The 14198-nt window shown below is 69.6% G+C and carries 13 protein-coding genes and 2 tRNA genes; 8 read left to right on the top strand and 7 right to left on the bottom strand.

Translation table 11 applies throughout. The annotated features are described in order from the left end of the window. The first annotated feature begins 70 nt into the window (after nt 1-70). Genes ABGB11_RS13275 through ABGB11_RS13265 form a run of 3 tightly spaced genes read left to right on the top strand, consistent with a single transcriptional unit; the run spans nt 71 to nt 2190 of the window. Complete coding sequence (locus tag ABGB11_RS13275) at nt 71-658, top strand: TetR family transcriptional regulator (protein WP_347632343.1); 588 nt, start codon at nt 71-73, stop codon at nt 656-658. Between the two features lie 27 nt (nt 659-685). Further along, nucleotides 686-1510, top strand: coding sequence for an alpha/beta hydrolase (locus ABGB11_RS13270; protein ID WP_347632341.1), 825 nt, complete (start codon nt 686-688; stop codon nt 1508-1510). Next, nucleotides 1507-2190: an HAD family hydrolase gene (locus ABGB11_RS13265; protein ID WP_347632339.1), complete on the top strand. Its 684-nt coding sequence runs from the start codon at nt 1507-1509 to the stop codon at nt 2188-2190. Before ABGB11_RS13270 ends, ABGB11_RS13265 begins: the two co-directional genes overlap by 4 nt. Before the next feature lie 41 nt (nt 2191-2231). Here the strand turns inward: ABGB11_RS13265 and ABGB11_RS13260 are convergent, their stop codons facing one another. Further along, on the bottom strand, nt 2232-2813 hold the full coding sequence (locus tag ABGB11_RS13260) for a YceI family protein (RefSeq protein ID WP_347632337.1): 582 nt from the start codon (nt 2811-2813) through the stop codon (nt 2232-2234). 123 nt (nt 2814-2936) lie between these two features. Here ABGB11_RS13260 and ABGB11_RS13255 point away from each other — a divergent pair, with 123 nt between their 5' ends. Further along, the gene (locus ABGB11_RS13255) at nt 2937-3356 is read left to right on the top strand and encodes a helix-turn-helix domain-containing protein (protein ID WP_347632335.1); all 420 of its coding nucleotides are present in this window, start codon (nt 2937-2939) and stop codon (nt 3354-3356) included. A gap of 129 nt (nt 3357-3485) precedes the next feature. Beyond that, nucleotides 3486-6113, top strand: a complete 2628-nt coding sequence (gene alaS / locus ABGB11_RS13250; RefSeq protein WP_347632333.1) for an alanine--tRNA ligase — start codon at nt 3486-3488, stop codon at nt 6111-6113. Between the two features lie 36 nt (nt 6114-6149). Here the strand turns inward: alaS and ABGB11_RS13245 are convergent. Further along, nucleotides 6150-6223, bottom strand: a tRNA-Pro gene (locus ABGB11_RS13245). 113 nt (nt 6224-6336) lie between these two features. On the opposite strand from ABGB11_RS13245, the gene ABGB11_RS13240 reads away from it, so the two are divergent. Both ABGB11_RS13240 and ABGB11_RS13235 read left to right on the top strand, forming a co-directional pair. Continuing rightward, a tRNA-Gly gene (locus ABGB11_RS13240) sits at nt 6337-6407 on the top strand. 746 nt (nt 6408-7153) lie between these two features. Next, nucleotides 7154-8482, top strand: coding sequence for a glycoside hydrolase family 6 protein (locus ABGB11_RS13235; RefSeq protein ID WP_347632331.1), 1329 nt, complete (start codon nt 7154-7156; stop codon nt 8480-8482). A gap of 184 nt (nt 8483-8666) precedes the next feature. Here the strand turns inward: ABGB11_RS13235 and ABGB11_RS13230 are convergent, their stop codons facing one another. Further along, nucleotides 8667-8867, bottom strand: a complete 201-nt coding sequence (locus ABGB11_RS13230) for a hypothetical protein (protein ID WP_347632329.1) — start codon at nt 8865-8867, stop codon at nt 8667-8669. A 372-nt stretch (nt 8868-9239) separates the two neighbouring features. Between ABGB11_RS13230 and ABGB11_RS13225 the strand changes: the two genes are divergently transcribed. Beyond that, entirely contained in the window at nt 9240-9959 is a 720-nt protein-coding gene (locus ABGB11_RS13225; protein ID WP_347632327.1) for a PhzF family phenazine biosynthesis protein, read from the top strand. Between the two features lie 293 nt (nt 9960-10252). Here the strand turns inward: ABGB11_RS13225 and ABGB11_RS13220 are convergent, their stop codons facing one another. The 4 genes from ABGB11_RS13220 to ABGB11_RS13205 form a co-directional block, all read right to left on the bottom strand. Further along, the gene (locus tag ABGB11_RS13220) at nt 10253-11092 is read right to left on the bottom strand and encodes a DMT family transporter (protein WP_347632325.1); all 840 of its coding nucleotides are present in this window, start codon (nt 11090-11092) and stop codon (nt 10253-10255) included. 81 nt (nt 11093-11173) lie between these two features. Next, complete coding sequence (locus ABGB11_RS13215) at nt 11174-12082, bottom strand: NADP-dependent oxidoreductase (protein WP_347632323.1); 909 nt, start codon at nt 12080-12082, stop codon at nt 11174-11176. Beyond that, a complete protein-coding gene (locus tag ABGB11_RS13210; RefSeq protein ID WP_347632321.1) occupies nt 12079-12213 on the bottom strand; it encodes a hypothetical protein in 135 nt (44 codons plus the stop codon). The genes ABGB11_RS13215 and ABGB11_RS13210 overlap by 4 nt, the downstream gene beginning before the upstream one ends. Before the next feature lie 247 nt (nt 12214-12460). Next, on the bottom strand, nt 12461-14041 hold the full coding sequence (locus ABGB11_RS13205) for a carboxylesterase family protein (RefSeq protein WP_347632436.1): 1581 nt from the start codon (nt 14039-14041) through the stop codon (nt 12461-12463). Between the last annotated feature and the right edge of the window lie 157 nt (nt 14042-14198).

Here is a 14198-nt window from a genome sequence, read left to right as displayed (position 1 = left end):
TCTCCCAGCCCCTCAGACAGCCGGGACTTCGGGCCCCTGACCACCTGGACGCCGGTCAGGGGCCCTCCCCTTGCTTCGTGCTTTCTGGCGAGCTTCAGACGAGGCCGCCACCGCCGAGTTCGCCGCGCGCGGGCTGGCGGGCGCCCGGATCGATCGCATCGCCACCGAGGCGCGGGCCAACAAGCAGGCCATCTACCTGTACTTCGGCAGCAAGGAGAAGCTGTTCGGGGCCGTGGTGCGCGCCAAGATGGCCGAGATCAGCGACGCGACCGAGATCGATCCTGACGCCCTGGCGGAATCCGTGGGCCGGCTGTTCGACTGGTACCGGGAGCACCCGGAGCTGGTCAGGCTGCTGCTCTGGGAGGCCCTGGAGAGCCCGCGCGAGGTGCAGGGCCAGGCGGAGCTCCGCGAGGAGGTCCAGCGGAAGGCCGGGTACTTCACCGAGCACGGCGCCGGCGGCGTACCGGACCCGGCCCGGTCGCAGGCCGTCCAGGACCTGATGTTCACCGTGTTCGGCCTCATCGCGTGGAACTTCGCCGTCCCGCAGTTGCGTCGGATCATCCTGGACGAGGAGGACGAGGCGGCCGCCCTGGAACGCCGCCGCGCGTCCGTCATGGAGGCGGCGCGGGTGCTCGCCGAATCACACGGGTTCGGCTGATCGGTTTCGACGACATTGGGAGTCGCCTTGCAAGACTGGACGCTGCGTGAGACCTACCAGAGCCAGAGTGGTGAGGTTCGGTGGGACGTGCTCGGGAGCGATGATGCAGACCCGGTCGTCCTCCTGCACGGCACACCGTTCTCGTCCTACGTGTGGCGTGGTGTGGCGCGCGCTCTGGCGACGACCCACCGCGTGTACGTCTGGGACATGCCGGGGTACGGGACGTCCGAGATGAGCGATGGACAGGACGTCTCACTGGCGGCGCAGGGCAAGGTCTTCACCGAGTTGCTGGCGCACTGGGGCCTGGACGAGCCGTCCGTCGTGGCGCACGACTTCGGCGGTGCCGTGTCCCTGCGGGCGCATCTCCTGCACGGTGCGCGCTACCGCCGTCTCGCCCTCGTCGATCCGGTCGCGCTCGCTCCGTGGGGGTCGCCGTTCTTCCGCCTGGTCGGAGCCAACGCCACGGTGTTCGAGCAGCTCCCGCCCGCGCTGCACGCCGCCCTCGTGCGGGAGTACGTGACGTCGGCGAGCCACCGCGGCCTGCACCCCGCCACCCTCGACGCGCTCGTGGAGCCCTGGCTGGGAGAAGCCGGGCAGCCCGCGTTCTACCGGCAGATCGCGCAGGCCGACCAGCGCTACACCGACGAGGTCCAGGGACGGTACGGCGAGCTGTCCCTCCCGGTCCTGATCTGTTGGGGCGCCGAGGACACCTGGATACCGATCGAGAAGGGCCGCGAGTTGGCCGGCCTCGTCCCGGGCTCGCGCCTGCATCCGATCGCGGGGGCCGGACACCTGGTCCAGGAGGACGCGCCCGCCGAGCTGACCGCCGCGCTCCTCGGCTTCCTCTCATGATCGAGGCCGTGCTGTTCGACCTGGACGGGACGCTCCTCGACCACGAGAGCGCCGCGGCCGAGGCGATCGTCCGCTCCTTCCCGGACGCGGACCCCGCGTGGCTCGTCATGCACTGGTCGGATCTCACCGAGGAGGCCGTCGACCGGTACCTGGCCGGCGAGCTGACCCTGGATGCGCAGCGCCGCCTGCGGATCGTCACTCTTGCCCGGGAACTCGGGCTCGGCGACTGGGACGACGCCCGCGCCGACGCGTGGCTCGCCGAGTTCCTGCCCCGCTACCGGGCCGCCTGGCGCCCGTTCCCCGACGCCGCCGGAGCGCTGGACGCCCTCGCGGCGCGCGGGCTCCGGCTCGGGGTGATCACCAACGGCGACGCGGAGCAGCAGCGCGCGAAGGTCGAGCGGATCGGGTTCGCCGACCGGCTCCCGGTCGTCGTGGCATCCAGCGAGGCGGGCTCCGCCAAGCCGGACGCCGCCATCTTCCGGACGGCGTGCGCGGCCCTCGGCGTCCGGCCCGGCGCCGCCGCCTACGTCGGGGACCGGCTCGCCACCGACGCCTGGGGCGCGGTCGCCGCGGGCCTCACCGGCGTGTGGCTCGATCGCTCGGGCGATCCGGCACCCGGCGACCTGAACGTCCCCCGCATCACGACCCTGGACGCCCTCCCCGGCGAGCTGGCCGTGTGACGGCGCGGGCGGCCCTCCGGCCGGGGCCGCCCGCCGCCCGGTCAGTCGGTCGTGAGAACCGCCTGGATCTCCAGGACGATCTGGATCTTCTCGCTCAGCCCGAGCCCGTTGCTGCCGGGGATCTTGGCGGTGTCGCCGACCCCGAACTCCAGCCGGCTGATCTCGCCGGTCGCGGTGAACCCCGCGCGGGCGCCCTTGAACGGGTCGTCCTCCCGGAACGGGTCGGGGCCGAAGCCGCCGATCTCCAGCTTCAGCGGGACGTTCTTCGTGACACCGCGCAGCGTGAGCTCGCCGTCCAGGACGAAGTCCTCGCCGTCCGCGCGCAGGCCCGTGGAGCGGTAGGTCATCGTCGGGTACGTCACCACGTCCAGGTAGTCGCCCGACCGGACGTGCTCGTCGCGCATGCGGTTGCCGGTGTCGATCGAGGACAGCTCGATGGTCGCGGTCACCGACGAGTCCAGCACGTTCTCGCCGGTCACGATCGTCCCCTCGAACGACCCGAACCGGCCGCGGACCTTGCTGACCATCAGGTGCCTGATCGTGAAGCCGACGTCGGAGTGGACGGGGTCGATGGTCCAGGCGCCGGCGACATAGCCGGGGATCTCGACAAGCTCGGCGGTCATCGTGTCTCCTAGTGGTTATGAATGGTAAGGCGGTTCTCGTCAGGAACCGCCTCCATGGTGCGGACACCCCAGGAGTCGGCACAAGAAGGCACTTTTTTCTGCCCTGGTCACTTGGAGATAACCGTGGAGCACACAGCCGCCGGATGCCGGGCACGCGAGATCCTCGACAGGGTCGGCGACAAGTGGTCGCTGTACGTCATCTCGCTGCTCGGCGAGCGGCCCAAGCGCTTCAACGAGCTGAAGCGCGAGATCGACGGGATCAGCCAGCGGATGCTCACCGTCACGCTGCGCGGCCTCGAACGCGACGGGATCGTCACCCGCACCGTCTACCCGGTGGTGCCGCCGCGCGTGGAGTACGCGGTCACCCCGATGGGCGCGACCCTCATGGAGGTGGCCACCACCCTCGTCCACTGGGCCGAGTCCCGTCTGGGGGAGATCGACGCCGCCCGCGCCGCCTACGACGCCCGTGCCGCCGAGGAGGAGGCCATAAAGGCAGGCGCGGCGCCCGAAAACCGTGTGCCGCAGGTAAGCGCACAGAGGTAGCGTTAACGGCGATGGACCTTCACGAGGTGGGACGGCGAGCTAGCCGCGCCGAGCTGGGGAACGAGCAGTCGTGCCCGGCCCGGCTCGGCGGTGTGCGCCGTCATCCCATCGACCTCGTGAGGCCGTCCCATGCGTTCGACTGACATCCGTTCGACCTTTCTCGACTTCTTCCAGGAGCGCGACCACCGCGTCGTGCCGTCCAGCCCGCTGATCCCGTCCGATCCCACGCTCCTGCTGGCGAACGCGGGCATGAACCAGTTCAAGCCGTACTTCCTCGGCGAGACCACGCCGGACCACCCTCGCGCGGTGTCCGTGCAGAAGTGCGCGCGCACGTCCGACATCGAGAACGTAGGCCGCACCACGCGGCACGCGACGTTCTTCGAGATGCTCGGGAACTTCTCCTTCGGCGACTACTTCAAGGCGGAGGCGATCTCCTGGGCGTGGGAGCTGTTCACGCGCCACTACAACCTCGACCCGGAACGTCTCTGGGTCACCGTGTACCTGGACGACGACGAGGCGGCGAGACTCTGGCAGAGCGTCGGCGTCCCTTCTTCCCGAATCCAGCGGCTCGGCATGGAGGACAACTACTGGTCGATGGGGATGCCCGGCCCCTGCGGACCGTCCTCCGAACTGCACTACGACAGGGGCCCGTCCTTCGGACGCGAGGGCGGCCCCGCGGTGAACGGCGAGCGCTACCAGGAGCTGTGGAACCTCGTCTTCATGCAGAACCTCCGCGGTGAAGGCTCCGGCAAGGACGAATACCCGATCCTGGGCGAGCTCCCCGCACGCAACATCGACACCGGGCTCGGCCTCGGCCGCCTCGCGGCAGTGCTCCAGGACGTGGACACAGAATGCGAGACCGACCTTCTCGCGCCAACCTTCCGACTCGTCCAAGAAATGGCGGGACGCGCGTACCCGGGACGGGACGGCAGCGACGACTCGATGTCCTTCCGTGTGGTCGCTGAGCACTCCCGGTCGATCGCCTTCCTCATCGCGGACGGCGTCATGCCCGCCCGCGACGGCCGCGGCTACGTGCTGCGGCGGCTGATGCGGCGGGCCGTCCGGCACGCCCGCCGGCTCGGCATCGACGACCCGGTCCTGCCGGGGTTGACGTCCAGCGTCATCGACACCCTCGGCGGGGTGTGGCCCGAGCTGACCCGCCAGTCCGAGCTGATCAAACAGGTCACCACCGCCGAAGAAGAGGCGTTCGACCGCACCCTGCGCCAGGGCTCCCAACTGCTCGACGCGGCGATCGGCCGCGCGACGACCACCATCCCGGGACGCACGGCGTTCGAGCTGCACGACACCTACGGCTTCCCGATCGACCTGACCATCGACGCGGCCCGCTCGGCCGGGCTCACCGTCGACGAGGACGCGTTCGCGGAACTCCTCGAAACCCAGCGCCGGCAGGCGCACCGCGCGGGCCAGGGCCGCAAGTCGGACGCGGTCGCCCGGCAGGACGCCTACCGCCGCATCACCGCGCGGCACGGCCTCACCGACTTCGTGGGCCACACGTCGGAAACCGCGGAGACCCAGGTGCTCGCGCTCCTCGGCCCGAACGGCGAGCTGCCCAGCGCGACCCAGGGCGACGAGATCGAACTGGTCCTCTCCCGCACCCCGTTCTACGCGGAGTCGGGCGGCCAGGTCGGCGACACGGGCACGATCCGCACACCCGACGGGGACCTTCGCGTCCTCGACACCCGCCCCGGACTCGACGGCCTGCACGTCCACACCGTCCGCATTCTGGACGGCGAAGTACGGCCCGGCGACCAGGCAGAGGCGGCCGTCGACGCGGACCGCCGCGCAGCGACCGCACGCTCCCACAGTGCGACCCACGTCCTGCACGCGATGCTGCGCCGCGTCCTCGGCGACCACGCCGCCCAGCGCGGCTCCCGCGTCGAGCCCGGCCGCCTGCGCTTCGACTTCGCGCACTTCTCCCCGGTCGACACCGAGCCCGTGCAGACCCTCGTCAACGACTACCTCCTCGACGACCCCGACGTCCGCGTCTGGGAGGCGAGCCGCGCCGAGGCGGAGGCCGCAGGAGCACTCGCGCTGTTCGGCGAGAAGTACGGCCAGGACGTCCGCATCGTGGACATCGGCGACGCGTCCCGCGAACTCTGCGGCGGAACCCACGTCGGCCACGGCTCGCAGGCGGGCCCCGTCCACATCGTCGGCGAGTCGTCCATCGGCACCGGCCTGCGCCGCATCGAGGCGCTCACCGGCGCCGACGCCCTCCGCCACCACGACCACGAGCGCCACGTGCTGCACGAACTCGCGGCGCTCCTCAACGTCCGTCCCGACCAGGCCCCCGACCGCCTGCGGCAACGCCTGGCCACCCTCGCGGAGACCCAGCGCCACCTGGAGAAACTCCACCACGCAGAACTCGAGAAGCACGCAGACCACCTGGCGTCCCTCGCCGAGCCCGTACCGGGCGGCTGGCTGGTGGCCCGAACCATCCCCGACCTCACCGGCACCGACCTCCGCACCATCGCGACCGGCGTCCTCTCCAGACGCGACCGGCACGGCATCGTCGTCCTGGGCACGGAAGCAAACGGCAAAGCAGCACTCGTAGCCGCCGTAGGCGCGGACACCGGCGTCCAGGCCCGCACCATCCTGACCACCGCGGCGCGCGAGGTAGGCGGCGGCGCAGGCGGCAAGGGCCCCATCGCCAGCGCCGGCGGCCGCCACCCGGAGAACCTCCCCCAGGCGATCACCACCGCCGCGGAGGAGGCCCGCGCCCTCCTCGCCGACCGCTAACGCGAGAGCCCCCGTCCCAGGGACGGGGGCTCCATGTCGGGCTGGCGGGATTTGAACCCACGACCCCCGGCACCCAAAGCCGGTGCGCTACCAAACTGCGCTACAGCCCGCGGATCGCGAGAGCAGTCTAGTGCCGATCAGCCCGCCCCGCTCCGCGCGGCACGTCCACCCCCGGAACCCTGTACGCTACGGGATGGCGACCGAGGCCCACCGGCCTCCGCTCGCGGGCGTAGCTCAATGGTAGAGCCCCAGTCTTCCAAACTGGCTACGCGGGTTCGATTCCCGTCGCCCGCTCCCACCAAGAAGGCCCAGGTAGGAACCCTGTTTCCCCACCTGGGCCTTGCCGTCTCTTATGATCGCTACGGCTTCCGTGCCCGATCGTTCCGGCGCCTCTCGTCACTCTTGTCACTGACCCGAGCCACCTTGAACGCCTCCCCGAGCGCCGCCGCGATCACCTGGTCTCGATCCTGGCTTGCGTGCTGATCGGCCCGCACCAGGGGGCCGGCGCCGGGGCCGCGCATCGCGGCACACCATCGCCAGAGTCGCCACCCCGTTCGAGCTCAGTCCTCAACCCGACCGCGAGGTCGCCGATCCTGTCTCCGCCGACCAGCTCTCGGGCTTGACCGCTGTATGGCCCGGGGGCCACCAGGGTCCAACGCCCTGGATGCCGGTATCCGACTGGGTCGTACAGGTCTGTGAGAACGGCAACGAGCGTCGCCCTGGCTCGTCCGTAGGTCATGATCGGTAGATCGGTGTCGCGAGATTTCATCTGTTTCACGCGTGCCACCAGCACATTTCATGGCGCTTCCACATTGTGCTGGGCAGTCGTGCGTGTTGCAGGTATAGAAGTCACATGCACGAATGCGTCATACCTGCATGCCGCAGATGAGTGCCGCGCAGCACCCCATTCCGGGGTGGAAGAAGTGGCCGATCATCGAGACGGCCGGTGGAACATCACCGCGTATGACGGGCTTCCATCAGGGATCGGTCGGAGGCGCCGCCCTGGCATTCATCGACGCCTCATACGGAAAGGACGGGTCATGTCCGATCATCCGCGGGGTGACAGCCGCTGGCGAGCGCTGATCGTCGCCATCGCCGCCGCCTGTCTCGCCGCCGCCGCCGGCCTGATCGTCGACGGCCGGGCGATCGCCGGCACGTTGTCCGGCACCCTCTACCGCGATCCGGACTCGCAGGTCGTTCGATGGGTCGCGGCCAACCCGAACGACGCACGGACCCCTGTCATCCGCGACAGGATCGCCAGCCAGCCGCAGGCGCGCTGGATGTCGGTGTTCAAGCCGGACACCGTGACATCGGAGGTCTCCTCGTTCGTCAACGCGGCGAGCGCGGCGAACCAGACTCCCCTGCTCTCGGTGTACGAGATCACCAACCGCGACTGCGGCGGCGCCAGCGCCGGCGGCGCCCCCGACCTCGGCCAGTACCAGCAGTGGATCTCGAAGTTCGCGCAGGGTCTGGGCGGCCGTGCGGTCATTGTCATTCTGGAGACCGACGCGCTCGCATTGCAGACCTGCCTGGACGGCTCCGAGCTCGCGGCGCGCAACCAGGCGCTCACCCAGGCGGTACAGACGATCAAAAGCGCCGACCCGAACGCGAAGGTCTATCTCGACGGCGGCCACTCGGCCTGGAACTCCGCCGCCGAGCAGGGCAGTCGGTTGAAGGCCGCCGGTGTCCAGTACGCCGACGGCTTCTTCACCAATGTGTCGAACTTCCAGCCGTTGTCGAACGAGGCGGCATACGGCCGGTCGATCATCTCCTACTTGCAGTCCCAGGGCATATCCGGCAAACACCAGGTCGTCGACACCAGCCGCAACGGCGGGGCCGCCGGCGCCCAGGGCGACTGGTGCGGCGACGACAACACCGACCACCGCATCGGCGCCTACCCGACCCTCGACACCGGCGACCAGAACATCGACGGCTACCTGTGGGTCAAGCCGCCAGGCGAGGCGGACGGCTGCGCCTACGCGGCCGGATCCTTCGTCCCCGACCTCGCCTACACCCTCGCACGCAACGCGCCCGATCCGCCTGCCTCGCCAACTCCGACCGACCCGCCGGACGGCGACGCCTGTACGGCGACCTACCAGACGGACAACTCCTGGCAGGGCGGCTTCCAAGGTCATCTCACCGTCACCGCCGGAACCTCGGCGATCAACGGCTGGAAGCTGACCTTCTCGCTGCCCAGCGGCGTTTCGATCGACCAGCTCTGGAACGGCACGCTGACCACCAGCGGGTCCACCCCCACCGTCACCAACACCTCGTGGAACGGCGCGCTCGCCCCCGGCGCGTCCGTTCAGGTCGGCTTCACCGCCACCGGCACGGCCACATCGCTCAGCCCCACCTGCACCTCATCGTGAACGGCACACCTAGTCTCACGGTGTGACGGCCCCGGCGCCCCGGCCTGGTAAAAGCGTCTCCCGGGCCGGGACGCTCGGTCCCATCGACGACCGCCAGTCGATCGTCCCGGCGTGCTGCACGGGATCCGCCGCGTCGAGGGCGTCGCGTCGCCGAGGCGCAGGTGGGCTGGGAGGTCGACGACACCTACGCCGGCCCGGCACGCCCACCGCAGGTGGGCCAGGGCGGCGGTGCAGCCGACGGCGTACAGGTCGCCGGCCGGCTGGCCTCCTCACCGCACAGCAGTTCGGGCGCCATGTACCGCGCCGTGCCGGGGACCCGGCAGGTCTGGGTGATGCGGGAGAACTCGTCGCCGGTCGAGGTCGCCAGCCCGAAGTCGATCAGCACCCTGTTTCCCCACCTGAGCCTTGCGGTCTCTCATGATCGCTACGGCTCCCGTGCCCCACGTCGAACGCCTCCCCCAGAGCCGCCGCAATGACCCTGTCTCGGTCCTGGCCGGCGTGTTGGTAGATCAGCGCCGCTCGCGTCGAGGCGTGCCGCATCCTGGCCATCAGCTCTTTGAGACTGGCGCCCGTCGAGGCGGCCATGGTGTTGCCGACGTGCCGGAGGTCATGGAAGTGAAGGTCAGGAGGCCGACGTCAGCCCGGACCTTGTTCCAGATACGCCGGACCCCGGAGCGTCGGAGAGGCCCGCCCCGAGAGCCGACGAAGACCCGCGCGTTCGGACCGTCCTCGGTGAGGGCTGCTACGTTGCCGCATCATGACCACATGCATGCTGGCGCGGGCGTTCGTGAACGCTGATGGCGCTCATGGCAACCCCGCTCTGGTGATCGTCGAGCCAGAGGGTGCGACGGCGACGTCTCAGCAGCGTCAGGACCTGGCGGACGATCTCGCGATCCCCGCCACCGTGTTCGTCCAAGACGCCGTTGCGGGCCGGGTGAGCATCCACGGCAACTATGGGTCGCCCATCCGCTTCGGCGGCCATCCCGTGCTGGCCACGGTCGAGGTCCTGCATCATCTCGGCTTCCCCGTGACCGCCATCGCAACTGAAGCAGGCCGCGTCTCAAGCCGCCGCGATTCCGACGCCACCGTCTGGCTGACCGCCCCGGCGGCCTGGTCCAAACCCTGGCGGCACTACCAGATGGACGATCCCAAGCAGATCGACGCGCTGACCGAGCTTCCCGCCGGAGAGGACTTCACCCAGGTCTGGGCCTGGATCGACGAACCGGCGGGCCGGATCCGTGCCCGGCTTTGGGCGCCACGCATCGGCAAGGGCGAAGACGAGGCGTGCGGTAGCGCCTCCATGCTGCTGACCCTCAAGCTGGCGCGCCCGCTCGAAGTCCTGCACGGCCGCCACAACTCGCTCATCCTCACCCGACCCGTAGACGAAGAACTCGTGGACCTCGGAGGCCGATGCGTGCTCGCGCCGCCGTCCGCTGAGGTCCAGGCCAAGGTCGACGCCTTCTATCGTCGCCACTGAGGTCATCAGGGCGATGGACACGCGGATCATGCTGCCGGAGATGCCTCGTCGGGCGCGCTCGTCGGCCGTTCAATCGGCGCTCCAGCACGAGAAGCGGGATTGGCAACACCCGCGGCGAGGTAGAGCGCGATCCCTCACGACCGCTCACCCAGGCCTTCGACCTTGGTGCGCGGCTGTTCGATGAGCGTGCCACCGACTATCGAGTCGACACACCGCGCAGCGGCGTCGTCTGGCCAACCATCCTGTTAGGGCGCCCCGTGCGGCAGGACGTCCACCGATGGCCGTCGCGCGGCTTATCCGGCGGAAATGGCGACGACTCCCACAAGGCAGCAGGCGATGCCGATCTGCTGGACCCGCTCCTGGCGCTCGTGCAGGAAGACACGGGCGAGGGCGATGGTCACGACCGGGTGGAGAGAACTCAGCACCGCGACGACGCCCAGGAAATCCATGGTCGAGGCGAGCGCGAACATCCCGTCCGCGCTGACGATCAGAGCTCCGATGAGTGCGAGCGGTGGAAGGTCGGTGCTGCGGACCGCCGCCGGCCGGACCACGAGGAAGGCTGCGAGCAGGGCCGCGACGGCGGTGGATCGCGCGGTGAGCAGGGCCCAGGGCACGCTGGCGTCACTTGCCGCGTCCATGGAGACGTAGAAGCCGCCGAAGCCCAGCGCGGCCACCAGCCCCAGGACGATGCTCGACCCTCCGCCGGCCGCGGCCGCATCCGGTGAGGGACGCGAGCGGGAACTGAGGACGATGCCCGTGACCGCGAGTGCGATGCCGATGCCCTGGACAGGCGTGGGGTACTCGCCGAGTATCGCGCCGATCGCGACGGGCACCACCGGCGCGGCCGCCGCGATCGGCGCGACGGTGCTCATGGTTCCGGAGGCAAGCCCCCGGTAGAGCGCCGCGATGCCGACCGTCTCGCACAGCCCGGCGAGCGCAGCGAAGAGGTACAGGCCTTTCGGCATTCCCTCTCCGAGGGCGGTCACGATCGCGATGAGCAGGACCAAAGCGGTGCTCTGCGACACGAGGAGGACCGTGAGCGTGGCCGCTGCCGAGCGGCTCTTGACGCCGCCGAGAAAGTCGGAGAGGCCGTACGCGAGGCTTGAGCCAAGCGCCAGAACGATCGCGAACATGCTCAGCCCGCCGAGCGTGGCCCGCGGAGCACCTCTGCGTGTGCAGCGTCGGCCGGCACGTCAGCGAAGGCCGACGCCCGGTCACTCTTCGAATGTGACAACGACCTTTCCTCTCCCGTGGCCGGTCTCGACCTCGCGATGCGCGTCGGCGACCGCTTCGAGCGGGTACGTCGCGCGGATGTGGACGCGCAGCATACCGCTCTCATAAAGCGTGACGAGCTGCTGCAGTTGTTCGGCGGCACGCCGCGCCCGGATGCCGCGGACGCCCAGTTCCACGGCCAGATCGAGATCGACCAGCGTGCCGATGCGGCTCCTGTCCCGGGCCAGGGCGAGCGAGTCCCGCAGGGCCTGCCCGCCGACCGCGTCCAGGACCGCGTCCACACCGTTCGGCGCAGCGGCGCGCACCCTGTCGACGAGCCCGTCGCCGTAGGCGATCGGTGTGGCGCCCAACTCGATCAGGTACTCGTGATTGGCCTCGCCGGCAGTGCCGATGACCTCGGCACCGTAGGCCCGAGCGATCTGCACCGCCATCGTTCCCGCTCCCCCCGCGGCGGCGTGGACCAGCACAGTGTCCCCAGAGCCCACGCCGAGCTCCCGCAGCGCGGTCAGCGCCGTCTGGCCTGAGGCCGACAGGCAGCCCGCCACCTCCCAGGGCATGCCCGCGGGCTTGCCCACGATCGCGTCCGCACCCGCGACGGCGTACTCGGTCAGCAGTGCCATGTGCGACCAGCCGAGCACCTCGTCCCCCTCAGACCAGGCGTGCACCCCCGCACCGACCTGGTCCACGACCCCGGCGAACTCGTTGCCGATCTGCTGCGGGAAGCTGACGGGCACCCCCATCACCCCCCGCCGCACAGCGGTATCGAAAGGCTGGACCCCAGCGGCCAGCACTCGGACCAGCACCTGCCCGGGCCCCGGGCACGGCCGGTCAAGATCGACGATGTCCAGAACGCGAGGGGGCCCGATTCTCTCGAAGACCACCGCCCTCATCGGATATCGCCGATCCCGGCGGCATCGGCCGCCGGGGCGCGAAAGCCGTGCAGCCTTTCATTCGGCCGGGCGCCGGCGACGACCAGGCACGCGCCTGGCGGTGCCGCCTGCACGGTCAGCAGGATCCTCATGCACGGATGGTCGGCCAGGCAGGACAGTGAAGTCCAGCTACATGTTCTGAACATTCTTTTAAGATGATCTCCATTTTCGGGGTCAGGCGCCTGATCCTGCTCCACGACCTGGCGGGCTACGGCACCGTGACCGTGTTGGCGGACGTGCGCCAGGTGCAGGCTGCCCGGGAAGAGAGACCCCGGGACGGGCGGCGTCAGGCACGCTGCCCGTCCCGGGTGACTTGTCCCCTCGGGATCGCCTCCGCACCTAAGCGGACGATCGCCGCCAGAAGTCGTACTTGTGCGCCGTGGCGTAATCGATCGGCCCGATCTGCTCCGGTGCCAGCGATTGCACGGTCGGCGAGTTCGCATCGAACTCCGGCCACGTCGGAACACCGGTGCCGTTCGGATGCCCGTTGCGGGCGAAGTTGCCCCAGTACTTGATCATCTTGTCGGACAGAGCGATCTGTTCAGGGGTGGCGGATTCGGTGAACTTCGCGTCCCGGAATGTGTACGGCGTGTCCGCGGCATGGTAGGCGCCGGCAGGGAAACCGGGCGGGAACGGCAGATACGACGGAGCGTTCCGGTCGGCGAACTCGTACGCGTAGGTCGGCATCTTCGCAGCGAACAGCTCGTTCAGCTCCTGCGTACGACGGGCCCACGTCGCGTCGGTGAGGACGGTCGCCCACGTGATGCTGGGCGTCTCGGCGTTGTTCAGCGGATATCGCTGCTCGATCGCGGGAACGTTCTGCAGACCGAAGGCCTTGGCCAGCAACGTCGGGTACTGGTCGGCGGTGACTGGTTGGCCGATGCCGTCCCGGAGCAGTCCGACCCACGTGCGGTGCTCGTCGCGGGTGCCTCCGGCCATGATGGGCATCTGGTGGAACCGTCCCCCGCGCAGCGCCAGAGCGGGAAGTTCGGGGAGCGTCGATCCGCCGTACGCCATCTGCTGGAATATCTGCATCACCTGCGGATATCCGAGAAGGGTCTTGACCGGCAACGCCCGCATGCAGGCCAGCACCGCCGCCGGATCCACCTGGCCGCAGCCGAGTTCCCTGGCCACCGTCAAGCCGGTCTGGTCGGTCTCGGGTTCCGTCCTCCAGGCCCACCACGGCAGGCCCGGGCTGCCCGGAGCGATCGATTCCGGGAGCATGTTCATCAGGGCGAACCCGCTCTCGAGAATGGCGCGATCGAACAGCCCCCTCGACTGCGGAGCCGTCAGGTGTGCACTGGTGGCCGTGGCCCCGTAGGAGACTCCGAACAGGGTCACATTTCTCGGATCACCACCGAACGCGGCGATGTTGGACCGGACCCACCGCATGGCGGCCTGCTGGTCCTGCAGCTGGAACGTGCCCGAGCCTTGCAGGCCCGGCAAGCCGAACCCGCCGAACAGGCCCAGCCGATAGTTGACCGTCACCACGATGACGTCCCCGTCGGCGGTCAATCGCCGCGGGTCGAAGAAGTGGCCGGCCCCGACCGCGCCGTCTCCGTGAATCCACACCATCACTGGTTTCGCAGCCGGGTCGCCTCCGCGTGGCACGGTCACGTTCACGAAGAGGCAGTCCTCCTCTTCGCTCGAGATGGGGGAGATCTGCGACGGCAGTTGCGGACACGGGCTACCCGGTGAGGTCGCATCACGGATCCCCGTCCAGGGCTGCACCGGCTGGGGCGCACTCCACCGAAGTTGTCCCTTGGGGGGTGCCGCATACGGAACGCCTTCGAAAATGCGATGTTCGGTGGTGACTCGGCCGCGTACGAGTCCTCCTTCTGTATTCACCACGTCGTCGTTCCGGGCCCGCGCGTCCGCGTGCGTCGGGGAGGCTCCGACCGAGCAGAGCAGCGCTACCATCAGCGTCGCGGCGGTCGTTGACCACCAGCTTCTGCGCTTCACCCTTCAACCCCACCTCTGGTCGCCGTCTTTCCCATGCCCTCCTCCTTCCTGGTGACGTGACTGCCGCCGACAGGAGGAGTGCGGCCGCGCACAGCGGCCCGGGTCGTGGTCTCAT

The organism is Actinomadura sp. B10D3, from assembly GCF_039871695.1.
In the GTDB taxonomy this organism is placed as follows: Bacteria; Actinomycetota; Actinomycetes; order Streptosporangiales; family Streptosporangiaceae; genus Spirillospora; species Spirillospora madurae.
This window is presented reverse-complemented; position numbering and strand designations above follow the sequence as displayed.

Excerpts from the sequence above, each read along its gene's own strand:
- ABGB11_RS13220 (WP_347632325.1), bottom strand. The coding sequence starts at position 11,092 with ATGTTCGCGATCGTTCTGGCGCTTGGCTCAAGCCTCGCGTACGGCCTC.
- ABGB11_RS13235 (WP_347632331.1), top strand. The coding sequence starts at position 7,154 with ATGTCCGATCATCCGCGGGGTGACAGCCGCTGGCGAGCGCTGATCGTC.
- ABGB11_RS13215 (WP_347632323.1), bottom strand. The coding sequence starts at position 12,082 with ATGAGGGCGGTGGTCTTCGAGAGAATCGGGCCCCCTCGCGTTCTGGAC.
- ABGB11_RS13205 (WP_347632436.1), bottom strand. The coding sequence starts at position 14,041 with ATGGTAGCGCTGCTCTGCTCGGTCGGAGCCTCCCCGACGCACGCGGAC.
- ABGB11_RS13210 (WP_347632321.1), bottom strand. The coding sequence starts at position 12,213 with ATGAGGATCCTGCTGACCGTGCAGGCGGCACCGCCAGGCGCGTGCCTG.
- alaS (WP_347632333.1), top strand. The coding sequence starts at position 3,486 with ATGCGTTCGACTGACATCCGTTCGACCTTTCTCGACTTCTTCCAGGAG.
- ABGB11_RS13260 (WP_347632337.1), bottom strand. The coding sequence starts at position 2,813 with ATGACCGCCGAGCTTGTCGAGATCCCCGGCTATGTCGCCGGCGCCTGG.
- ABGB11_RS13265 (WP_347632339.1), top strand. The coding sequence starts at position 1,507 with ATGATCGAGGCCGTGCTGTTCGACCTGGACGGGACGCTCCTCGACCAC.
- ABGB11_RS13225 (WP_347632327.1), top strand. The coding sequence starts at position 9,240 with ATGACCACATGCATGCTGGCGCGGGCGTTCGTGAACGCTGATGGCGCT.